The organism is Acidovorax sp. BLS4 (assembly GCF_032929295.1).
Taxonomy (GTDB): domain Bacteria; phylum Pseudomonadota; class Gammaproteobacteria; order Burkholderiales; family Burkholderiaceae_C; genus Paracidovorax.
In genome coordinates this window covers 733,966-754,358 of the sequence record NZ_CP136797.1, presented here as the reverse complement: position 1 = coordinate 754,358, position 20,393 = coordinate 733,966, and the positions used below count along the sequence as shown (strand labels likewise).

Below are 20,393 nucleotides of genomic sequence, written 5' to 3'. Positions count from 1 at the left end.
CATCTTCGATTAACCTACCCATGAGATAAAGATGGCTTGGTGGGAATGATTGATCCAATATTGACGCAATGGCCCTCGAATACCTGAACGACATGGCGCTTTTCGTGGAGGTGGTGAAAGCCAAGAGCTTTCGCGCGGCCGGCGATGCGACGGGCGTGCCCAACTCGACCTTGTCGCGCCGGATCGGCGCGCTGGAGACATCGATCGGCCTGCGCCTGCTGCATCGCACGACCCGCAGGATCGAGCTGACCGAAGCGGGGCAGATCTACTACGAGCGCTGCCGGCGCATCGTCGAGGAGGCGCGGATCGCGCACGAGCAGCTGGGCGACCTGCTGGCCCAGCCCAGCGGGGTGCTGCGTGCCTCGCTGCCGGTGGACTTTGCGACCATCTATGTGGCGCCGCTGATCGCGGAGTTCGCCCGCCGCTATCCGGGCATCGCCTTCGATCTGGACCTCAGCCCGCGCCGGGTGGACCTGGTGGCCGAGCCCTTCGATGTGGCCATCCGCATGGGCGAGCAACCGGACTCGACGCTGGTCGCGCGCCAGCTGGCCCGCCTGACCACCCACCTGTATGCATCACCCCGCTACCTGCAGGCAGCGGGCGAGCCCGCAGACCCCGCCGCCCTGTCACAGCATGTGTGCATCGGCTCTCCGAAGCTCGGCCCATGGGTGCTGAACGCCGACGAGGGAGGGGCCACCGTGGAAGTCGCTATCGGCCAGCGCTTCAAGGTCAACAGCGTGGGGATGTGCCGCAGCCTGGCCGTGCTGGACCAGGGCATCGCGCTGCTGGCGGAAGGCGTCGTCGCGGACCACGTGGCCGAGGGGCGCCTGCGCCGCATCCTGCCCGGCTGGTACGGAACGCCCGTCCCGGTCTACGCCTTGACCGAAACGCGGCTCCTGCCGGCGAAAACGCTGCGTTTCATCGAGTTCCTGCAGGAGCGCCTGGCCACCGGTGCGTGAAGCCGGCCGCAAGGTGCACGGCCCGGTCGCCCCGGCCGCCGCATTCGCGCCATTCAGCCCCCGGAAGGCCCCTGGTGGAACACCAGGTCCTGCACCGGCTGGCCGCCCACCAGGTGGCTTTCGATGATGCGGTCCATGTTGGCGGGTGTGACGTCGTAGTACCAGGTGCCGTCGGGCTGCACGCACATCACCGGCCCGCCCTTGCAGGCGGCGAAGCAGCTCACGCGGCTGCGCTTGACGCGCAGCTCGCCATCGTTCAGGCCCGCGGCCTTGAACTTGTCGCCCAGGCTGTCGAACAGGGCCTGCGCCTGGCCGTCTTCGGCGCAGCGCGGGCCGGTGCAGATGAGGATGTGGCGGCGGTAGGCACCGATCTTCGGCCGGATGGCCACGCGCACCCCTTCGGGCGCTGCGGTCGTGGCGGTGGCGGTGGTGGGGTCTTGCTGGCTCATGCCTCTTCCTCGGTGGTGGCGACGGCCTCGGCCGCCAGGGGCTGGGCCAGGGTGTCGCGAATGTAATCGGCCGGCAGGCGGTGGCGCCGGGCCAGGGCCTCGATGCTCTCGCCGGCCGCGTGGTCGAGCTGCAGATTCTCCAGCCAGCCATTGAGGCCGGTGGAGAGCGACCGGCCCGGCCGCTCGCCGGCCCGCGTGGCGCCGCCGCCCTCCACGTCGTACTTGTTGGCGTAGCCGCGCGGCGTGACCATGAGGCCGTGCTGCACGATGGTGTTGCTGTTGCCGATCAGCACCGTGCTGAGCATGCCGATGTCGGCATCGCACATGGTGGCCAGCGTGGCGAACTCGATGCGCTCGCGGCGGCGGTAGGCGCTCTTGACGATGGCCACCGGCGTGTCCGGACTGCGGTGGCGCAGAAAGAGGCGCTGCGCCTCCTCGATCTGGCGCGTGCGCCGGCCGCTCTTGGGGTTGTAGAGCGCGACCACGAAGTCGGCCAGGGCGGCGGCGTCGAGCCGGCGCGCGATGGTGGGCCAGGGGGTGAGCAGATCGGACAGCGAGATGGCGCAGAAGTCGTGCGTGAGCGGCGCGCCCACGCGGGCGGCGCAGCTGTTGATGGCCGAGGCGCCGGGCACGATCTCGACCTCGATGCCGCCGGGCTCGACCACGCCGTTCTCGTCGAAGGCGGGCGGCGTCCAGCCGGCCTGGAACAGCACCTCGAACGTGGGGCCGGCCATGCCGTACACGCCCGCATCACCCGAGGAGATCAGCGCCACCTTCTTGCCCTCGCGGGCGCGGGCCAGCGATTCGATGGCGCGGTCCAGCTCCTCGGTCATGGACTTGCGGATGATCTCCTTGCCCTCGATGAGATCGGCCACCAGCTTGATGTAGGTGACGTAGCCGATGATGGTGTCGGCCTCGGCGATGGCGGCGCGCGCGCGCGCCGTCATGTGGTCGGTGCTGCCGGGGCCGATGCCCACGAGCATGATCTTTCCTGCGGACATGGTCGCGGGGCCCCTCACGCAGCGGCCGCGGGGGCGGGGGACGCGACACGCTGCAGCGTGCGCTCGTCGATGCAGGCGGCCAGCCAGCGGCGGCCGCGCAGGCGGGCGGCGCCCAGCGTGATGCCGATGGTGAGCAGCGGCTCCACCGCCACGAGGCTCAGGTACGACGCGGCGAACAGCGCCCAGTCGGCCACGGGCGCCGCGTCGCTGCTGATGGACAGCCAGAAGCCCACCATGAGCGTCACGCCGGCGTAGTACATGGCATCGAGCTTGAGCACGTTGGCCACGCTGATGCGCTGCATGCGCTTTCCCAGGCCGTGGTGCACGGCCACCAGCGGCACGGCCAGGCTCAGGAAGTTGATGGCCAGGTGCGCCAGGTCCTGCGGCTCGAACACGAGGGCCTGGGCGAGCAGCCCCAGCCCGAAGCCGAACAGCGTGGGAATGAAGCCGAACAGCAGGTAGATGGGCATGGCGCCCACGAAATGCAGCTCCGACGGCCCCACGGGCATGTGCCAGACCTGCATGAGCACGCTGAAGAAGAAGGCCGCCAGCACCGTGCGCAGCCAGGCGGTGGGGCTTTTGAGCAGGGGCAGCGCGTGCGCGCCCAGCAGCGCCGTGGCGGCGACGGAGGCAAAGGCGATCTTGTCCTGCGAAAGGATGCCGATTTCGATGTGCATGGTGTGGGCCTTTTGGGGTGAAGAAGGGGAAAAATCGGAACGAAGGGATCAGCCGGCCGCGTGCGCCATGCGCGCGATCGACACGGTGGCGTTGCGGCCGTCTTCGCCGCGCAGCCGGTGCTTTTCCACCAGCAGGGCGGATGCATCGTGCGCGGCGCCGGCCGCCAGCAGCGCCGCGGCCTCGCTGACCGACGGGGTGCCCATGTAGCGCAGCACCGTGGCCGAGGGATTGGGCACGGGCACGGCCGCCAGTTGCGCGGCGGTGTACCACTGCAGCGGCCAGCCGTGGCGCGCCGCCAATGCGAGAAAAGCGGCCTCGTCGGCCTTGGCGGCGATGCTGGCGGCGGCAGCCACGTGGCGCAGGTCGGCGGGCACCTGCGCCAGGGCTTGCAGCAGGCAGGCCTGAACGGTGGCCTCGGGCGTGCCGCGGTCGCAGCCCAGGCCGATGGCCAGCCGCAGCCCACCGGTGCCGGACGCCGCCGTCATGCCGCAGCGCCTTCCAGCGGCGGGCGGTAGACCACCAGGCGCTCTTGCAGGGCCTGCCACTGCTCGGGCGGCACCGGCGCATGGGTGACCCACAGCACGGCCCGGTAGTGCGCCAGGTCGACATCGTCCAGGCGGTCGAAGCAGGCGATGTTGGCGGGCAGCGGCGTGGGGCGGTTCCACCAGTCGCGGCGGCCGGCCTCCTGCACCACGGCGATGGGCTCGCCGTTGACGACGTGGGCCGACACGCGCGTGATGTTGATCTTGGGCGCCTCCACGCGCCAGCCCAGGTGGCGCCCGAGGATGTCCACGGGAATGGTCTTGCCCACGTCCGACGCGGTGGTGAGCACGGGCGTGGCGCCGATCAGCGCGGCGATGCGCTCGCTCCAGTCGTTGGCGCCGCCCACATGGCCCGACAGCACGGGGATCACGAACTGGCCCGCGTCGTCCACCACCGTCACGCCGGGGTCCTCGTCCTTGGATTTCAGCACCGGCGCGATGAGCCGCACCACGGCGCCGAGCGAGACGAAGAACACCAGCTGGTCGTAGGCGGCGAAGAGCGGCGCGATCTCGTCGCGCAGCGCGCCTTCGTAGGCCCGCACGGTGTTGGACAGGCCCTCGAACGCGCTGGCGAACTTGGCCGCGGTGCACACATGGGCCTGCGGAACGTCGCGGGCCAGTTGCGCGGCCTGCGCGGCGCCGTGGCGGGTGATGGCGACGAGGCACACGCGCACGGCCTCCAGCGGCTGCGCGGGCGCGGAGAGCACCACGGCGGGGGTGGCGGTGGGGGAATTCATTCGTCTGTCTCCATTTCGGCAAGTGGAAGGCCCAGGGCGCCGGTGAGCGGCGCAGTGGGCGAAGTTTTCTTGAGGCAGCCCTTGATGCGCTCGCCGCGGATGCGGTGCGGGTTCTTGACCACCATGAGCGAGAGGTAGCTGACCTTGGTGCCGCGCAGGGCCGGCAGGTCCGGGCCGTTCACGCAGCGCTCGTCGGGCGCGCCCACGCGCTCGATGAACTGCGTGTGCGGCAGCAGCCCGCGCCGCACGAGCCAGTCGATCAGCTCGTCCATCAGCGGCTTGACCTTCATGAGCACCAGGGTGTCGAAGTCGGGCAGCAGGCGGTCCACCGCGCCCACGCCGTAGGCGGCGGGGACGATGGCGACGGTGTCGTCCTGCTCGGCCAGCGGCATGCCGCGCGCGGCACAGGCGGCGGTGAAGGCATTCACGCCCGCGATCACCGGCACCTCGATGCGCGCATCCAGCGCCCGCACGGTGCGCGCCAGGTGGCCGAAGGTGGCATAGGTGCTGGCATCGCCCTCCACCAGGAACAGCACGTCCTGCCCGGCCTGCAGCCAGGGCAGCACGGCGGCGGCGGCGCGCGCCCAGGCGCGGGCGAGCTTGTCGCCGTCGTGCGTCATGGGGAACAGCAGCGTCTGGTGCGTGGCGGGCGGCGTCAATCCTGCGCGCTGCGCGATGTCGAAGGCGTAGCTGGGCGTCTTGGTGCTGCGGGCCGGGTAGGTCCACACGGCATCGCTGCGCTGCAGCTGCGCCCAGGCCGCGCGGGTGATGAGGCCGGGGTCGCCGGGGCCGAGCGACACGCCGATGAGGCGGCCCAGGGCGGCGCTGGACGGGGTCGTATCGGTCATGCGCCCTCCTCCACCACCGACGCTGCCGGGGCCTCTGTGCCCACGGCCTGCGCGCAGACGATCCACACCGGGTTCTCGGCCGCCATGCGGTGCATGTGCAGGATGGGCTTGCTGCGCGCGGCCTGCAGCTGCAGCACGTCCCACGCGGCACCCGCGGCCTGCAGGGCCTGCGTGGCGGCGGCCAGGTTCTCCAGCGTGACGAAGTTCATCACCAGCCAGCCGCCCGGGCGCAGGCGTTTCAGGCACAGCGCGATCAGCTCGGCCAGCTCGCCGCCCGAGCCGCCGATGAAGACGGCGTCCGGGTCGGGCCACGCATCCAGCCCCTCGGGCGCCTTGCCGTGCACCAGCGTGTGGTTGGACACGCCGAAGGCCTGCACGTTCTGCCGCGCGATGGCCGCATCGGCCTCGTTCTTCTCGACGGCCCACACATGGCCCTGGGGGCACAGGCGCGCGGCCTCCAGCCCCACCGAGCCGCTGCCCGCGCCGATGTCCCACACGCGGCTGTCGGCGCGCAGCTGCAGGCGCGCCAGCGACACGGCACGCACCTCCTGCTTGGTGATGAGGCCCTTGTCCGGTTGGCGCTGGTGGTAGGCCGCATCGGGCAGGCCGAAGCGCACCGGCGCGGGCCGCTGGCGCGTGCGCACCAGCAGCACCACGTTGGGGTCGGCGAAGGCCTGCTGCGCCGCGTCGGCCGGCGCCAGGTCGGCGCACACGCGCTCGTCGGCCGTGCACAGGCGCTCGGCCACGCTGAGCTGGAAGTCGTCCTGCAGGCCCTCGGCCACCAGCAGGCGGGCGATGCGCGCAGGCGTGTTGTCGGGGCTGGTGAGCACCGCCAGCCGGTCGTGCGCGCGCACGGCCTGCGCCAGCGCATACAGGCCATGCGACGGCGCCGCGCCCTGCTGCCACTCGCCCGCATCCCTGGCATGCACCGAGACGATGCGCGCGTCCTGCCAGGCCAGCCCCAGGCGGGCGCAGGCCAGCTGCAGCGTGGAGACGTTGGGAATCACCTCGATGGCCTCGATGCACAGGCGCGAGGCCAGGTAGCTGGCGATGCCGTGGCACAGCGGGTCGCCCGTGGCCAGCACCACGCTGGCCTGCTGCGCATCGCGCGCGGCGGCGATCCAGCCGGGCACGGCGGAGAGCTGCCCCGTGAGGTCGCGCCGCGTGGCGCCGGGGGCGATGTCGTCCTCGAACAGCGCCAGCGCGCGCGTGCCGCCCACCACCAGGTCGGCGCGGCGCAGCAGGGCCAGCGCGGTGGCGCCCAGGCTGGCCGCGCCGTCGTCGAGCACGCCGATGATGCGGCAGGGTTGGGGATCGGGCATGGCGGTCGGGGCGGTGGTCAAGGCGGTCACGGTGTCGGGAGCGTTCATGCGGAGCAGGCCTCGGCCATCTTGCGGCCGTCGAAGTCGCAGACGAGCACCTGGAGCTGGAAGCGGCCCCCGTAGCGGTCGGGGGCCATGAGGGTGTCCACCACCGCGCGGGCCAGCGCGGCGTGAAAGGGTGCGGCCAGGCCCAGCGCTTCCATGCGCTCGGCGGCGAAGCGCGCGGTCTCGGCGGCGGCGATCTCGGCGCACACGTCGGCCGGCGCGCCGATGCCGGCGGCCAGTTCGGCCAGCAGTTGCGTGTCGACCTCGGCGCGGTTGGCGTGGGTGATGGTCTCGCCCTGGGCGATCTTCGTGAGCTTGCCCACCATGCCGCCGATGACGACTTCGCGCAGCCCCTGGGCCACGGCCTCGTCGAGGGCGTAGCGCAGGAAGTCGCCCATCTGCACGAAGCAGGCGGCGGGCAGCTGCGCGCGCTCCTTCATGGCGAACTGCTCGGTGCGCCCGCCGGTGGTGAGCACCACCACGCCGTGGCCCAGCGTGGCCGCCACCTGCACGCCCTGCACCACGCTCGCGCGGTAGGCCGAGGTGGAATAGGGCTTGACGATGCCGGTGGTGCCGAGGATGGAGATGCCGCCCAGGATGCCCAGGCGCGCGTTGAGCGTCTTCTTGGCCATGTCCACGCCCTGCGGCACGGAGATGGTGACCTCCAGCCCCGCATGGGCGAGCAGCGCCTTGCCCACGGCGCGCACGTTCTCTTCGATGTTTTGGCGCGGCACCGGGTTGATGGCCGGGCCGCCCACCGCCAGGCCCAGGCCGGCCATGGTGACGGTGCCCACGCCGAAGCCGCCCGCCAGCCGCACCGCGCCGGCATCGCCGGGCAGCACGCGCACGTCGGCGGTCAGGTGGGCCTTGTCGGTGCAGTCGGGGTCGTCGCCCGCGTCCTTGATGACCATGGCATGCGCGGCCTGGCCGTCGCAGCGGCCGTCGTTCACGGCAAAGCGCACCACGTCGCCGTTGGGCAGCAGGCAGTCCACCGCCTCGGGCACGCAGCCGTGCACCAGCCCCAGCACGGCGGCGCGCGCGGCGGCGGCCGAGCACGCCCCGGTGGTGAAGCCGGTGCGCGTGCCGCGGCGCACGGTCTTTTCCATCATGGCGACGGCGTCCCCGGCATCGCGGCCTTCTGGCGGGCCTCGGCCAGCGCCAGCAGCGCGTGCAGCGCGGCCACCACCAGCGTGGAGCCGCCCTTGCGCCCGCGGATGACGATCCACGGCACCGCGTCCACGCCGGCCATCAGGTCCTTGGATTCGGCGGCGGAGACGAAGCCCACCGGCATGCCCACCACGAGCGCGGGGCGCACGCCCTCCTCGCGGATCAGCCGCACCAGTTCGATGAGGGCCGTGGGCGCGTTGCCGATGCCGACGACGGCCCCCTGCAGCAGCCCGTGCCGGTGCGCCTTGCGCATGGCCTGCACGGCGCGCGTGGTGTCCTCGGCCTGGGCCCGGGCGATCACGTCGGCGTCGCTGATGAACTGGTGCGTGCGCATGCCGAAGTGGGCCAGGCGCGGCTGCGACAGGCCCGAGCAGATCATCTCCACATCGGCCACCACGGGCGCGCCGCCGCGCAGCAGGGCGGCGATGCCGGCCTCCACCGCCTTCGGGTGGAAGTCGGTCAGGCCGTTGAACTCGAAGTCGGCGTTGGCGTGGATCATGCGGCGCACGATGGGCCACTGCGCCGCGGTGTAGGGGTGCGGGCCGGCCTCGGCGTCGATGATGGCGAAGCTGTCGTGCTCGATGGCCTGGCCGGCGCGCGTGAGCTGCTCGGTGACGGTGTTGACGGTGCTCATGCCGTGGCGGTCTCGTGCGGGTGCGGGTGCGCCGCGCCATGGGCATGGTCGGCCCCGTGCGGGGCGTGCGCGTGCCGGTGCACCGGCGCCCCGCCCGCGGCGAGGGCCACCGCCGCCTCGGGGGTCGGCGCGGGCGCGCCCGCCGGGGCGTGCGTGTGCTCATGGCTGTGGCCATGCCCCAGGTCGTGCGCGATCTCGCGGTACTTGCAGCCGTCGCAGGGCAGCAGGCTGCCCGGGGCGCCCTCCAGCAGGTCGGCCACGCGGCCCTCCAGCAACTCGAAGATCTCGCGCTCCAGGCCGAAGTGCGGCGACTGCGCGAAGCGCACCTGCGGGTACTGCGCGCGCAGGTGCGCCACCTGCCGGCCGATGCGCTGCATCAGCGTGCCGGTGTACAGGTAGTACGGCAGCACCACGATCTGCTTCATGCCCAGCAGCACCTGGCGCTGCACCACGCGCTCCAGGCGCGGCCAGGTGATGCCGGTGAAGGCGATCTCGACCAGCTCATGGTGGCCGTCTTCCTGCAGCCAGCGCGCCATCTTGGCGACGTCGCCGTTGGCCTGCCGGTCGGACGATCCCCGGCCCAGCAGCACCACGCCGGTGGTGGTGGGGTCGGGCATGTCCAGCGCGTTCATGCACTGGCGCAGCTGGCGCTGCAGGATGGCCAGGATGGGCTCGCACGCCGTGAGGTGCGGGCCGTAGAGAAACGCCACGCCGGGGCAGTGCGCGCGCGCATGCTCGATGGCCTCGGGGATCTCCATCTTCACGTGGCCCGCCGCGTTGAGGATGAGCGGCAGCACCAGCACGCGCTGGCTGCCCTGCGCCGCCTGCAGCAGGCCGTCGTGCAGGCCGGGCGGCGCGAACTCGATGAAGCACACCTCGATGCGCCAGGCCGGCTGGCGCGCGCGCCACTGCGCCACGAAGGCGTGGATCTCGTCGTTGCCCTCGGGCTCGCGCGAGCCATGGCCGATCAGCAGGATGGTGGTGTTCATGGGGCACGTTCCAGGGGGGGTTGGGTGGGGCGGGCGGGCTCGCTCGCCCGGCGAAAGCGGTGCGTGAAGGTGGGGTCGTACAGCTTGGACTTGGCCAGCTCCGTCCACTGGCGGGCGCCCAGCGTGGGGCTGGCGATCACCATGGCCTGGCTCACCACCTGGGCCTCGCGGCAGCGGTCGCGGATGTCGGCGAGGGTGCCGCGCACGATCAGCTCCTCGCCCGGCCAGCTCGCCTTGTGCACCACGAGCAGGGGCGCGTCCTCGGCCCAGCCGGCCTCGCGCAGCCCGGCCTGCACCTTGTGCAGCAGCGTGATCGACAGAAAGATGCACAGCGTGCAGTGGTGGCGGCCCAGCTCGGCCAGCGACTCGCCCGGCGGCATGGGCGTGCGGCCCTCCACGCGGGTGAAGATCACGCTCTGCGTGACCTCGGGCAGGGTGAAGCTCTCCACCGCCGCCGCGGCCGAGGCCATGGCCGAGGACACCCCTGGCACCACGCGCAGCGGCACGCCCGCGGCGTCCAGCGGCTGCACCACCTCGATCAGCGCGCCGTACAGGGCCGGGTCGCCCGTCTGCAGGCGGATCACGGTGTCGTGCTTTTGCGCCTGCAGGATGAGCCACGCGGCCATCTGCGGCAGCGTCATGTCCTTGCTGTCGGCGATGGTGCAGCCGGGCGGGGCCCAGCGCGTGGCCGCCTCGTTGACGAGCGAGCCCGCGAACAGGATGGCACCGGCGCGCTCGATGAGCGCGCGGCCCTTGACGGTGATGAGCTCGGGATCGCCCGGCCCGGCGCCGACGAACCAGACGGTGCCCGGCGTCATGGCCGCGGGGCTGGCGCACGCGCCAGCACAGAGAAGATTTGCATGGGGACCACAGGAATGCATTCGCCCGGACCCCTGCCTCCCCGCAGGTTCCGTGAAATGGGCCGCGCGCTCCAAGGCCTGTGCCTTGGGGCGCGCGGCCCCCTGTCGGCCGGTCTCCGGGCTGGCGAAAACCCGTGGACCCTTCCCAGATGCCGAGGCATCCAGTGGGCACGATTCCACGGGGTGAAGGCGAGGCCTTCTTTCGCTTACCGTTGCGGGGGCAGCCCAGGTTGGGGCGCGGTCCGTCGGACGCGCCCTCCCTGGTTCCCGTTTAACTGCGCGGTCGCAATGACCGCGCGAGCACCAACGGGCGGGAGTATAGATCGATTGCAAGCCTTTCAGGCCTCACGCCCTAGTGAAACATGCCTTGGCAGCTATTATTTCAATAGCAAACATGGCAGGCCAGGCCAAGGATTCCAAGGAGCTGTGACCACAGGTAACGCCTTGCACACGGCACCCTGGGCCAGCACCGCCACCCCAGAACGATTCAGAAGGCTTCAGGCGCTGCGGCGGCCCGGGGCCCGCGCTTTCTCCAAGAATGGAGCCGCCCCCCGCCCGGGGGGCGCGACACACCGATCCATCGAACAAGAGAGGGAGATTTCCATGCGACGACCCCCTTGCGCCCGACGCGCCCTGCTGGCGCTGGCGGCCTCTGCCCTGCTGTGCCTGGGCGCCCCGAACATGGCCGCGGCCGCCACGGCACCGGCCTGCGCGAGCGGCACCACCGTCACCATCGCCGGCGCGCCCGCGGCGCCCACGCTGTGCGGGCTGCAGACGCCCGTCACCCCCGCGGGCGCATCGGCCCCGGTGCCGGTGAACGCCTACCTGGGCATCCAGTACGCGACGGCCGCGCGGTTCCAGCCCCCGGCGGCGACGGTCCCGGCCGGCAGCAACGTGGCGCAGACGGCCGCCGGCCCGTTCTGCCCGCAGGCCGCGCGGCCGAACCTCCCCACCAGCGCGCAGAGCGAGAACTGCCTGTACCTGAACGTCTTCACGCCGCAGTCGGCCATCAGCGCGCCGGCCCAGCGGCCGGTGCTGTTCTTCATCCACGGCGGCGCGTTCGTGGAGGGCAGCGGCTACCTGCCGCTGTACGACAGCGCCAAGGGCGCCACGGTGGGCAACCTGTACGACGGCTCGTACCTCGCGGCGGCGGGCGACATGGTGGTCGTCACCATCAACTACCGCCTGGGGGCGCTGGGCTTCCTGGCCCTCGACAACGCGGTGGAAAACCCCACCGTCGGGGGGCCGCTGCGGGGCAATTTCGGCATCCTGGACCAGCAGGCAGCGCTGGACTGGGTGCAGAAGTACATCGGCGCCTTCGGGGGCGATGCCACCCGGGTGACGGTCGCGGGCGAGAGCGCCGGGGCCATGTCGGCGGGGCTGCACCTGTTCTCGGCACCGGACAGCGCCACGCGCTTTCAGGCCGCCATCATGGAGAGCAACCCGGTGGGCTCGGTGTACCGCACGCCCGCGCAGGCGCAAGGCATAGGAAGCCTGTTCCGCGATGCCCTGTGCACCCAGGTGGGCGGGTGCCTCGCGGGCAAGCCCATCCTGCTGAAGGCCACGCCGGCGCAGATCGTCGCGGCCCAGGCGGGCCAGCTGTTTGGCACCCGGGGCAAGGCCGGCAACCCCAAGGCCCTCGCCGCCGCCGAACGCGAGGCCGCCACGCGCCCGCTGGTGGGGCTTCTGGCCCAGGCGTCGCCCCAGGTCAACGATGGCCTGCCCTGGTCGCCCACCGTGGACGGCAAGGTCATCGTGGGCCAGCCCCTGGCCGGCTACAACGCGGTGTCCGCCACGGCCTCGATGCCGCCCAAGCCCTTCGTCTTCGGCGTGAACCGCGACGAGGGCGCCGTCTTCGCCAACCTGGCCTTCCTGAAGCTGGGGCTGGTTCTCGATCCCCTGTTCTTCAATGGCAAGCTGGTGTCGATGGTCTGGCCGGACGACGCCAAGACCATTCTGGGCTACAGCACCACGGCGCAAGGCCAGCCGGTCTTCCCGTACCGCGCGCCCACCCGGCCCGCGCCGAGCTACATGAACGGCACGGCGGCGACGCTGTCCGGCGTGATCAACGACTTCGCGTTCCGCTGCGGCAACCTGGCCATGGCGAACCGGGCGGCCGCCCGCAACGCGCAGGCGAGCCCCGCGCTGCCGGCCTTCGGCTACCTGTTCGCCCAGCCGCCGCTGATCGACCTCTACAGCGCCGGCAAGCCGCCCACGGAAGTCGCGGCCTGCGCACCGGGCAAGAACGGCAACGTCTGCCACGGCAACGAACTGCCCTATGTGTTCAACACCCTGGGAACGGCCTACGCGGTGTACACCCGGGGCAGCCAGCCGCCGCCGCCCGCCGACCAGGCCCTGGCCCAGACCATGGCCGCCGCCTGGGCGAGCTTCGTGAACAGCCCCGCCAGCCCGGCGCCATGGACGCCGGTGGCCGCCAGCGGCGCGCAGCTGCCGACGGCCTGGACGCCCTATGCCGGCCTGTCCTCCTCGCTTTCGCAATGGAGCACCGCGGGCAGCCCCAGCAGCCTCCCGGCATCGTCCATCGATTCGGCGGCCCACTGCACCGCGCTGTGGAACACGGTGGCGCCCATCGGGGGGCAGTGACCGGGGTGGCATGGCGGCGCCGGGGCCCGGCGCCGCGCAAAAGGGGACGGGCAGGCACGGGCCTGCGGTCCCCTTCGCGCTTTTGGCTTCAGCGCGAGAGCGCGTCGGCCGTGGCGGCGTCCACGCGGCCCGTGATCGGCAGGCCCTTCGATTTTTGGAAGTTGCGCAGCGCGGTGGCCGTGCGGGCGCCGGCAGCGCCATCGGGCGTGCCCACGTTGTAACCCAGGGCGTTCAGGCGCTCCTGCGCCTCGCGCACCGACATGGCAGGGGCGCCGGCCGGGGCCCCTGCGGGCGCGGGAACGCCGGCACGGGTCTGCGACGGTGCGGCACCGCCGTCCACGCCCAGGCGGCCACCGCCGCCCAGGCCCTGGCCCTGCACGCTTTGCGCCTTGTAGTTGCGCAGCGCCACGACCATCTGGTTGTACGCGTCCATGAACGCGGCGGTGAGCACCTTGCCCTGCGCCGTGTTCTGGTAGCCGCCCAGCGAGCCGCCGGCCGAGCCGCCGAACAGGCTGCCGAAGCCGGCGAAATCGCTCTTGGAGGCGCTGCCCTCGGAGGCCGAGATCTGCACGCCCGAGCGGTTGTCCACCAGGGTCAGCATGGCGCTGGCCTCGCGCGTCTTGAGCCCGCCGCCCAGGGCGCCGATGGCCCGGCCGCTGCCGCCACCGATGAGCCCGCCCAGCACGCCGCCGATGCCGCCGGCATCGCTGTTGGAGAACACGATCTCAGGCGACAGGCCGTAGTCGGAGGCGACCATCTGGCCCTTGCCGAAGTTGCTGCCGCCGCGCATTTCGCCGGACTGCATGAGCGCGCGCTCGCGGTCCATGGCCGTCATGCCCGAGGCGCTGCGCTCCACCACGATGAAGCAGTTCGATTGCTGGATCAGCAGGCGCAGCAGGTTGGCCGTGGGCGGCAGGCGGTATTCGTTGCGCAGGATGGTGTACCAGCCGGCCTGCTGGTTTTCCACCAGCGACACGGTGCCCAGGGGCGAGGCGCACTTTTGCAGGTCGCTGCTTTCGTTGGCCGTGGCACCGCCCGCGGCCGCGCCGGTGGCAACCGTCTTGGACTCGGCGCTGCCCATCTTCATGTTGGTGGTTTCGCAGCCCGTCAGCAGGACGGCGGCACAGGCGGCGGCCAGCAGTGGCAAGGTCTTCTTGGACATTGGAGGGTACCTCTCAGGGAAAAGGGTGGAGACGCCACCTTGCGGCGAAAGGGCGCGAGCAAGGGCGTCGGCCGGAACGCCCGGCCTGCCAGGGGCAGCGACGGATCATAGCGCCGCGGCCGGGCGGCCGGCCACCGGCGCGGCGCCCATGCGGTAGATCCACACCGCATGCCCGCCGTCCGGCGGCAGCCGGGCATGCGGCGTGACCCCCGGCACCTCGAACGCCAGGCTGACCAGCCAGGTGCCCGGCGCCATTTCCGCCTGCGCCTTGGCCAAGGCGCGGGCCATGCTCTCGGGGCGCTGGAACAAATACACCATCGTGCAGCCGCTCCAGTCGGCGCGCCACAGGTCGCCCCGACGCACCTCGGCCCACGGGCAACGCAGCGCGCACAGCAGTCGCAGCGGCCGGCTCCACTCCACGCCCGCCAGCCGCGCCTGCGGGTAGGCGCGGCGCAGGGCGAGCAGGCCGTCGCCCAGGCCGCAGCCGGCGTCCAGCACCCGCGCGCCCGCCGGCAGCGCCACCGCGCGGGCCAGGCCGAGCAGCGCATCGTGCGGCGTGGGAAACAGGGGCGCATCGCGCCAGGCGTTGAGCGGGTACACCAGCAGCAGCAGCGCGAGCGGCACCAGCCAGGCCCAGGCCGGCACGCTGGCCGCGCCGGACAGCGCCAGCGACAGCGGAAACCCCGCCGCGATCAGCCCGCGGCGCCACCAGCCCGTGCCCAGCACGCTAGCCGCGGTGCCCACGGCGCAGGCTGCGATCAGCGCCGCCACCGGCGCCACCCGGCCCTGCAGGCCCAGGTACGCCAGCCATGCGGCGGCCCAGGCCAGGAGGGCGGGCAGGGGCCAGGGCAGTCGGTGCATGGAGGGTGGGAATCCGGTGGGGAGGGAGCAGCGCCGAGTTTAGTGAGCCGCGCGCGGGGCATTCAACCGCAGGCCCCCATTCCGGTGGCATCCACACGCGACCGGAAACGATAACCAATGGATATCAATTCATCATTTCATTTCAATTTACGGCCCGCAGGCCGCGCCCTAGGATGCCCCTCAATGCCCGGTCCATGGGCATGCATACAACAGGAGACAAACCATGTGGTGCCGCATCCCCCTGCCCGGCCTGGCCCTGGCCGCCGCCGTCCTCATCCCCCTGGGCGCCAGCGCCCAGGACTGGCCGACCCGGCCCGTCCGCATCCTGGTGGGCTCGGCCCCGGGCGGCGGCACCGACGCCATGGCCCGTGCCGTGGCCGACCGGCTGGGCCCGCTGCTCAAGCAGCCCACGGTGGTGGAAAACCGCCCCGGGGCCTCCAACACGCTGGCGGCCGATGCCACCGCCAAGGCCACCGATGGCCACACGATGGTGATGGGCGTGGTCACCGCGCACGCCATCGCCCCGCACCTCTTGAAGCTGGCCTACGACAACAACCGCGACCTGGTGCCGGTGGCCTTCGTGGGCGCGGTGCCCAACGTGCTGGTGGTGACCAACGCCCTGCCCGCGCAGTCGGTCAAGGAGCTGGTGGCCCTGGCGAAGAAAGCGCCCGGCACCATCAACTTCGCCAGCAGCGGCGCGGGCAGCACGCAGCACATCGCGGCCGAGATGTTCAAGGACGCGGCCGGCATCGACCTGATGCACGTGCCGTACAAGGGCAGCGGCACCGCGCTGGTCGATCTGGTGGGCGGCCAGGTGCAGATGAGCTTCGACACCATGCCCTCGGTGCTGGGCCAGATCAAGTCCGCCAAGATGCGCGCCCTGGCCGTGACCACGCCGCAGCGCAACCCGCAGCTGCCGCAGGTGCCCACCATGGCCGAGGCCGGCCTGCCGCAGGTGGACATCAGCGCCTGGTACGGCATCTACATGCCCGCCGCCACGCCCAAGGCGGTGCAGCAGAAGGTGCACGACGCGGTGAACGAGGTGCTGGCCATGCCCGAGACCCAGACCCGCCTGGGCGCCGTCGGGGCCGAACTCAAGCCGATCTCGCAGGCCGAGTTCATCGCCTTCCAGAACGCCGAATTCAAGCGCTACGGCGACCTCATCCGCAAGAACCACATCCGCATCGACTAGCAGGACAAGCCGCCCATGAACACGCAAGACCGCCCCGTGGTGGCCCTCACGCTCGGCGACCCCGCCGGCATCGGCCCCGAACTCATCGCCCGCCTGCTGGCCAGGCCCGAAACCGCGCAGCGGGCCAACACCGTGCTGGTGGGCGACCCCTGGCTGTGGGAGGACGGCCAGCGCATCGCCGGTGTGCAGGTGGCGACCGATGCCGTGGGCGCGCTGGCCGATGTGCGGGGCCGCGCCGGCACCGCGCGGCCCGCCTTCCTGGCCCTGGACACGGTGGCCCCGGCCGACGTGCAGCGCAGCCGCGCCGGGGCGGCCGGGGGCCGCTCGGTGCTGCAGGTGCTGGACCGCTGCATGGACGCGGCGCTGGCCGGCGACATCGACGCCATCTGCTTTGCACCGCTGAACAAGCAGGCCATGAAGATCGGCGGCATGCAGCACGAGGACGAGCTGCACCACTTCGCCCGGCACCTGGGCGTGACCGGCTACTTCTGCGAGTTCAACACGCTGGGCGACCTGTGGACCTCGCGCATCTCCTCGCACGTGCCGCTCAAGGACGTGGCGAGCTACCTGAGCGTGGAGCGCATCCAGCAGGCGGCCGAGCTGATCTACCGCTCGCTGCTCGCCAGCGGCGTCGCGGCACCGAAGGTGGCCATTGCCGCCTTCAACCCGCACGGCGGCGATGGCGGCGTGTGCGGGCGCGAGGAGATCGACACCATCGTGCCCGCCGTGCAGGCGCTGCAGGCGCGCGACTGGCCCACGCCGGCGCCTTTTCACGGCCCGTTTCCGGCCGACACCATCTTCCTGAAGGCGCAGGCCGGCGAGTACCAGGCCATCGTGACCATGTACCACGACCAGGGCCAGATCGCGATCAAGCTGCTGGGTTTCTCGCGCGGGGTCACGGTGCAGGGCGGCCTGCCGATCCCGATCACCACGCCCGCGCACGGCACGGCCTACGACATCGCCGGCCAGGGCCGCGCCAGCGCCGAGGCGACCTGGCAGGCCTTCCAGATCGCCTGCCGCATGGGCAGCGCGCAGCGCGCCAAGGCGCTGGCCGCCGCCTGATCCCACTCCCTCCGTTCAGAGACTCCACCATGAAAATCCAATCCGTCCGCGCCCGTGTATTCCAGTGGAAGGGCCAGACCGTGCCGCCGCAGGGCCACTTCTGCTCCAACGCCATGGACCTGCTGTATTCGCCGGCCGAAAGCATGAGCACCTTCCGTTTCCATTCGTGGACGGTGGTCGAGATCGAGACCGACGACGGGATCGTGGGCCTCGGCAACGTGGCGCTGGCGCCGAAGATCGCCAAGGCCATCATCGACGAGTACCTCGCGCCCCTGGTCATCGGGCACGACCCGTGGGACTACGAGTACCTGTGGCAGCGCATGTACCGCAGCACGCACGCCTGGGGCCGCAAGGGCGTGGCCATGGCCGCCATCTCGGCGGTGGACCTGGCCATCTGGGACATCCTGGGCAAGAGCGTGGACAAGCCCGTGTTCAAGCTGCTGGGCGGCCGCACCAAGGAGAAGATCCCCTGCTACTACAGCAAGCTCTACCGCACCGACCTGAAGGCGATGCAGGACGAGGCGCAAACCTTCCTCGACCAGGGCTTCAAGGCCTTCAAGATGCGTTTCGGCTACGGCCCCGCGCACCTGCAGCACGGCGTGCAGGAGAACCTGAAGTCGGTCGAAGCCATCCGCGAAGTCATCGGCTACAACACCGACCTGATGCTCGAGTGCTACATGGGCTGGAACCTCGAATACGCCAAGCGCATGCTGCCCAAGCTCGCGAAATTCGAGCCGCGCTGGCTGGAGGAACCCGTGATCGCCGACGACATCGATGGCTATGCCGAACTGAACGCGATGAACATCATCCCCATCTCGGGCGGCGAGCACGAGTTCGGCCTGTACGGCTTCAAGCAGCTGCTGGACAAAAAGGCCGTGAGCGTCGTGCAGTACGACACCAACCGGGTGGGCGGCATCACCGCCGCGCACAAGATCAACGCGCTGTGCGAAGCGCATTCCGTGCCGGTGATTCCGCACGCGGGCCAGATGCACAACTACCACCTGACGATGAGCACGCTGGCCTCGCCCATGGCGGAGTACTTTCCCATCTTCGACGTGGAGGTGGGCAACGAGCTGTTCTGGTACCTCTTCGACGGCGAGCCCGTCGCGGAGAACGGCTTCCTGCAGCTCCAGGACGATGTGCCGGGCCTGGGCCTTTCGCTCAAGACCGAGTACATCGACCAGTTCGACATCATCGAGTAAGGCGGCGTCCCATGGCCAGTCTCTCCAACCCCCGCTACCGCGGCATCTTCCCCGTCGCGCCCACCCCGTTCCACGAAGACGGCACGCTGGACCTGGCCAGCCAGAGGCGCTGCCTGGACTTCATGATCGACTCGGGCGTGGACGGCCTGTGCATCCTGGCCAACTTCTCCGAGCAGTTCCTGCTGTCGGACGACGAACGCGAGGTGCTGACGCGCACAGCGCTGGAACACGTGGCCGGCCGCGTGCCGGTGATCGTCACCACCACGCACACCAGCACCGCCGTCTGCGCCGCCCGCAGCCGCCGCGCGCAGGACATGGGCGCGGCGATGGTCATGGTCATGCCGCCCTACCACGGCGCCACCTTCCGCTTCGGCGAGGCGCCGGTGCGCGCCTTCTACCAGGGCGTGTCGGACGCCATCGGCATTCCCATCATGGTCCAGGACGCACCGGCGGCCGGCACGCCGCTGTCGCCCGCCTTCCTGGCCGACATGGCGACGACGATCGAGCAGGTGTGCTACTTCAAGATGGAGACGGCCGGCGCCGCCACGAAGCTGCGCGAGCTGATCGCCCTGGGCGGCGAGGCCATCGAAGGCCCGTGGGACGGCGAGGAAGCCATCACCCTGCTGGCCGACCTGGAGGCCGGCGCCACCGGCGCCATGACCGGCGCGGGCTTTGCCGACGGCATCCGCCCCATCCTGGAGGCGCACCGCCAGGGCGATGCGGACGCGGCCTTCGCCCACTACCAGCGCTGGCTGCCGCTCATCAACCACGAGAACCGCCAGGCGGGCTTCCTGGCCGCCAAGGCGCTCATGAAGGAAGGCGGCGTGATCGCCTGCGAGGCGCCGCGCGCGCCCTGGCCGCCGATGCACCCCGAGGTGCGCCGCCAGCTCATCGGCATCGCACGGCGGCTCGATCCGCTGGTGCTGCGCTGGGGGCGCTGAAGCGCGCGAAAAAAAGCGGCGATGCGCCCGCCGCGCGACCGCCAGGGCGCTGTTCGATCCACACCAAGGGAGACCACCACCATGCAACGTCGGGAGCTTCTGAAGACCGCCGGCCTTTCGCTGGCCGCATCCACCCTGGGGCCGGCCACGGTCCTCGCCCAGGCCCCGGCGGGGCGCGCGCCGCGCGAGGTGCTGCTGCTGATCGAGAAATCGAGCCACTGCATCAGCCACTACGACATCGCCAGCGGCGAGCGGCTGCACACGATCGCCCTGCCCCCGTTTCCGCACGAATTCGTGGTGGACGCCGCGCAGCGCTACGCCTACGTGGGCCACTACGGCGTGGAGACCTCGGGGCACCCGGGCCCGGGCGGCACCAGCGTGCTGCAGATCGACCTGGCCACGCGCACGCTGGCGCGCACCATCGACCTGGCGCCCTTCAACCGCCTGCACGGCATCCAGATGGACCAGTCGGGCCGCCTCTACGTGCTGAGCGAGGACCGCGCGCAGCTGGCCGTGCTGGACCGGCCCGAGACCGACACCGCCGTGCGGCGCGCGGTGCCGGTGGGCGGCATCAAGAGCCACCTGTTCGCGCTCACCCGGGACGGCCAGACGGCCTACGCGATGAACCTGCTCACGCACTCGGTGACGCAGTTCAGGCCGCACGACGCCGCGTTCGCGCCCGTGGCCTGCGTGCCCGGCGACAAGCCCGAGGGCAATGCGCTCAGCGCGGACGAGCGCACGCTGTACGTCACCTGCCGCTGGAGCAACACGCTGTGCGCCATCGACACGGCCACCATGAAGGTCGTGCGCAGCGCGCCCGCGCGCAACGACCCCACGCGCATCTACCGCTGCCGCGACGGCCGGCTGCTGGTGTCCCACTATGGGGACCGCAGCCTGTCCATCGTGGACCCGGCGACGCTCGCCGAGCAGGCCCACATTCCCATGGACGCGCGCCCCATCGCGGTCAGCCTGCATCCCACCCGGCCCTGGGCCTTCGTGAGCCAGGACAACGACCGGGTCGGGGTCTTCCACCTGGAATCGCGCCGGTTCGAGCGCTTCATCGCCACGCAGCGCGAACCGGACGTGTCGTACACGCTGCAGGGCTGAGCGCGGCGGGGGGTGGTGGGCGGGCTGCGGC

20 protein-coding genes and 1 riboswitch are annotated in these 20,393 nt (G+C 71.5%); of the genes, 7 read left to right on the top strand and 13 right to left on the bottom strand.

The genetic code is table 11. The features are described from left to right. Positions 1-68: 68 nt before the first annotated feature. Positions 69-959 (top strand): LysR family transcriptional regulator, encoded by an 891-nt coding sequence (locus tag R1Z03_RS03570; RefSeq protein WP_317356944.1) that lies wholly within the window; start codon positions 69-71, stop codon positions 957-959. 53 nt (positions 960-1,012) lie between these two features. Here the strand turns inward: R1Z03_RS03570 and R1Z03_RS03565 are convergent, their stop codons facing one another. From R1Z03_RS03565 to cobM, 11 genes are read right to left on the bottom strand one after another with little or no spacing between them, the layout of a single operon-like run. Beyond that, positions 1,013-1,408: a ferredoxin gene (locus R1Z03_RS03565; protein WP_272566243.1), complete on the bottom strand. Its 396-nt coding sequence runs from the start codon at positions 1,406-1,408 to the stop codon at positions 1,013-1,015. Beyond that, a complete protein-coding gene (gene cobJ / locus R1Z03_RS03560) occupies positions 1,405-2,409 on the bottom strand; it encodes a precorrin-3B C(17)-methyltransferase (protein WP_272566244.1) in 1,005 nt (334 codons plus the stop codon). Before cobJ ends, R1Z03_RS03565 begins: the two co-directional genes overlap by 4 nt. Before the next feature lie 14 nt (positions 2,410-2,423). Beyond that, the gene (locus tag R1Z03_RS03555) at positions 2,424-3,086 is read right to left on the bottom strand and encodes an energy-coupling factor ABC transporter permease (protein ID WP_272566245.1); all 663 of its coding nucleotides are present in this window, start codon (positions 3,084-3,086) and stop codon (positions 2,424-2,426) included. A 48-nt stretch (positions 3,087-3,134) separates the two neighbouring features. Continuing rightward, entirely contained in the window at positions 3,135-3,572 is a 438-nt protein-coding gene (locus R1Z03_RS03550) for a cobalamin biosynthesis protein (protein WP_284430457.1), read from the bottom strand. Beyond that, on the bottom strand, positions 3,569-4,366 hold the full coding sequence (locus tag R1Z03_RS03545) for a cobalamin biosynthesis central domain-containing protein (RefSeq protein ID WP_317356939.1): 798 nt from the start codon (positions 4,364-4,366) through the stop codon (positions 3,569-3,571). Before R1Z03_RS03545 ends, R1Z03_RS03550 begins: the two co-directional genes overlap by 4 nt. Continuing rightward, a complete protein-coding gene (cobI, locus tag R1Z03_RS03540; protein ID WP_317356937.1) occupies positions 4,363-5,214 on the bottom strand; it encodes a precorrin-2 C(20)-methyltransferase in 852 nt (283 codons plus the stop codon). Before cobI ends, R1Z03_RS03545 begins: the two co-directional genes overlap by 4 nt. Then, positions 5,211-6,584, bottom strand: coding sequence for a precorrin-6y C5,15-methyltransferase (decarboxylating) subunit CbiE (gene cbiE / locus R1Z03_RS03535; RefSeq protein ID WP_317356934.1), 1,374 nt, complete (start codon positions 6,582-6,584; stop codon positions 5,211-5,213). Before cbiE ends, cobI begins: the two co-directional genes overlap by 4 nt. Beyond that, entirely contained in the window at positions 6,581-7,690 is a 1,110-nt protein-coding gene (locus tag R1Z03_RS03530; RefSeq protein ID WP_317356932.1) for a cobalt-precorrin-5B (C(1))-methyltransferase, read from the bottom strand. The genes cbiE and R1Z03_RS03530 overlap by 4 nt, the downstream gene beginning before the upstream one ends. Beyond that, positions 7,687-8,382 carry a precorrin-8X methylmutase gene (locus R1Z03_RS03525; protein ID WP_317356930.1) on the bottom strand — a complete coding sequence of 232 codons (696 nt, stop codon included), beginning with the start codon at positions 8,380-8,382 and terminating at the stop codon, positions 7,687-7,689. The genes R1Z03_RS03530 and R1Z03_RS03525 overlap by 4 nt, the downstream gene beginning before the upstream one ends. Next, positions 8,379-9,371, bottom strand: a complete 993-nt coding sequence (locus R1Z03_RS03520) for a sirohydrochlorin chelatase (protein WP_317356928.1) — start codon at positions 9,369-9,371, stop codon at positions 8,379-8,381. The genes R1Z03_RS03525 and R1Z03_RS03520 overlap by 4 nt, the downstream gene beginning before the upstream one ends. Further along, entirely contained in the window at positions 9,368-10,189 is an 822-nt protein-coding gene (gene cobM, locus R1Z03_RS03515) for a precorrin-4 C(11)-methyltransferase (protein WP_317356926.1), read from the bottom strand. The genes R1Z03_RS03520 and cobM overlap by 4 nt, the downstream gene beginning before the upstream one ends. A 131-nt stretch (positions 10,190-10,320) precedes the next feature. Next, a riboswitch (cobalamin riboswitch) is annotated at positions 10,321-10,554 on the bottom strand. 280 nt (positions 10,555-10,834) lie between these two features. Here cobM and R1Z03_RS03510 point away from each other — a divergent pair. Next, positions 10,835-12,835 (top strand): carboxylesterase family protein, encoded by a 2,001-nt coding sequence (locus R1Z03_RS03510; protein WP_317356924.1) that lies wholly within the window; start codon positions 10,835-10,837, stop codon positions 12,833-12,835. A gap of 88 nt (positions 12,836-12,923) precedes the next feature. On the opposite strand, the gene R1Z03_RS03505 is transcribed toward R1Z03_RS03510, so the two are convergent. Both R1Z03_RS03505 and R1Z03_RS03500 read right to left on the bottom strand, forming a co-directional pair. After that, complete coding sequence (locus tag R1Z03_RS03505) at positions 12,924-13,997, bottom strand: peptidoglycan-binding domain-containing protein (RefSeq protein WP_284397188.1); 1,074 nt, start codon at positions 13,995-13,997, stop codon at positions 12,924-12,926. A 105-nt stretch (positions 13,998-14,102) separates the two neighbouring features. After that, positions 14,103-14,858: a class I SAM-dependent methyltransferase gene (locus R1Z03_RS03500; RefSeq protein ID WP_317356922.1), complete on the bottom strand. Its 756-nt coding sequence runs from the start codon at positions 14,856-14,858 to the stop codon at positions 14,103-14,105. A 223-nt stretch (positions 14,859-15,081) separates the two neighbouring features. On the opposite strand from R1Z03_RS03500, the gene R1Z03_RS03495 reads away from it, so the two are divergent. From R1Z03_RS03495 to R1Z03_RS03475, 5 genes are all read left to right on the top strand, one after another. Continuing rightward, positions 15,082-16,050 (top strand): tripartite tricarboxylate transporter substrate binding protein, encoded by a 969-nt coding sequence (locus R1Z03_RS03495; protein ID WP_317356920.1) that lies wholly within the window; start codon positions 15,082-15,084, stop codon positions 16,048-16,050. Positions 16,051-16,065: 15 nt separating this feature from the next. Further along, entirely contained in the window at positions 16,066-17,112 is a 1,047-nt protein-coding gene (locus tag R1Z03_RS03490; protein ID WP_317356918.1) for a 4-hydroxythreonine-4-phosphate dehydrogenase PdxA, read from the top strand. A 29-nt stretch (positions 17,113-17,141) separates the two neighbouring features. Continuing rightward, the gene (locus tag R1Z03_RS03485; protein WP_317356916.1) at positions 17,142-18,314 is read left to right on the top strand and encodes an L-rhamnonate dehydratase; all 1,173 of its coding nucleotides are present in this window, start codon (positions 17,142-17,144) and stop codon (positions 18,312-18,314) included. Positions 18,315-18,325: 11 nt separating this feature from the next. Next, the gene (locus R1Z03_RS03480; protein ID WP_317356914.1) at positions 18,326-19,255 is read left to right on the top strand and encodes a dihydrodipicolinate synthase family protein; all 930 of its coding nucleotides are present in this window, start codon (positions 18,326-18,328) and stop codon (positions 19,253-19,255) included. An 81-nt stretch (positions 19,256-19,336) separates the two neighbouring features. Next, positions 19,337-20,362, top strand: coding sequence for a YncE family protein (locus R1Z03_RS03475; protein WP_317356912.1), 1,026 nt, complete (start codon positions 19,337-19,339; stop codon positions 20,360-20,362). Positions 20,363-20,393 lie beyond the last annotated feature (31 nt).

Coding starts and splice junctions, on each gene's coding strand:
- R1Z03_RS03475 (WP_317356912.1), top strand. CDS start 19,337: ATGCAACGTCGGGAGCTTCTGAAGACCGCCGGCCTTTCGCTGGCCGCA.
- cbiE (WP_317356934.1), bottom strand. CDS start 6,584: ATGAACGCTCCCGACACCGTGACCGCCTTGACCACCGCCCCGACCGCC.
- R1Z03_RS03510 (WP_317356924.1), top strand. CDS start 10,835: ATGCGACGACCCCCTTGCGCCCGACGCGCCCTGCTGGCGCTGGCGGCC.
- R1Z03_RS03545 (WP_317356939.1), bottom strand. CDS start 4,366: ATGAATTCCCCCACCGCCACCCCCGCCGTGGTGCTCTCCGCGCCCGCG.
- R1Z03_RS03490 (WP_317356918.1), top strand. CDS start 16,066: ATGAACACGCAAGACCGCCCCGTGGTGGCCCTCACGCTCGGCGACCCC.
- R1Z03_RS03555 (WP_272566245.1), bottom strand. CDS start 3,086: ATGCACATCGAAATCGGCATCCTTTCGCAGGACAAGATCGCCTTTGCC.
- cobI (WP_317356937.1), bottom strand. CDS start 5,214: ATGACCGATACGACCCCGTCCAGCGCCGCCCTGGGCCGCCTCATCGGC.
- R1Z03_RS03495 (WP_317356920.1), top strand. CDS start 15,082: ATGTGGTGCCGCATCCCCCTGCCCGGCCTGGCCCTGGCCGCCGCCGTC.
- R1Z03_RS03505 (WP_284397188.1), bottom strand. CDS start 13,997: ATGTCCAAGAAGACCTTGCCACTGCTGGCCGCCGCCTGTGCCGCCGTC.
- R1Z03_RS03530 (WP_317356932.1), bottom strand. CDS start 7,690: ATGATGGAAAAGACCGTGCGCCGCGGCACGCGCACCGGCTTCACCACC.
- R1Z03_RS03500 (WP_317356922.1), bottom strand. CDS start 14,858: ATGCACCGACTGCCCTGGCCCCTGCCCGCCCTCCTGGCCTGGGCCGCC.
- R1Z03_RS03570 (WP_317356944.1), top strand. CDS start 69: ATGGCCCTCGAATACCTGAACGACATGGCGCTTTTCGTGGAGGTGGTG.
- R1Z03_RS03550 (WP_284430457.1), bottom strand. CDS start 3,572: ATGACGGCGGCGTCCGGCACCGGTGGGCTGCGGCTGGCCATCGGCCTG.
- R1Z03_RS03480 (WP_317356914.1), top strand. CDS start 18,326: ATGGCCAGTCTCTCCAACCCCCGCTACCGCGGCATCTTCCCCGTCGCG.
- cobM (WP_317356926.1), bottom strand. CDS start 10,189: ATGACGCCGGGCACCGTCTGGTTCGTCGGCGCCGGGCCGGGCGATCCC.
- R1Z03_RS03565 (WP_272566243.1), bottom strand. CDS start 1,408: ATGAGCCAGCAAGACCCCACCACCGCCACCGCCACGACCGCAGCGCCC.
- R1Z03_RS03520 (WP_317356928.1), bottom strand. CDS start 9,371: ATGAACACCACCATCCTGCTGATCGGCCATGGCTCGCGCGAGCCCGAG.
- cobJ (WP_272566244.1), bottom strand. CDS start 2,409: ATGTCCGCAGGAAAGATCATGCTCGTGGGCATCGGCCCCGGCAGCACC.
- R1Z03_RS03525 (WP_317356930.1), bottom strand. CDS start 8,382: ATGAGCACCGTCAACACCGTCACCGAGCAGCTCACGCGCGCCGGCCAG.
- R1Z03_RS03485 (WP_317356916.1), top strand. CDS start 17,142: ATGAAAATCCAATCCGTCCGCGCCCGTGTATTCCAGTGGAAGGGCCAG.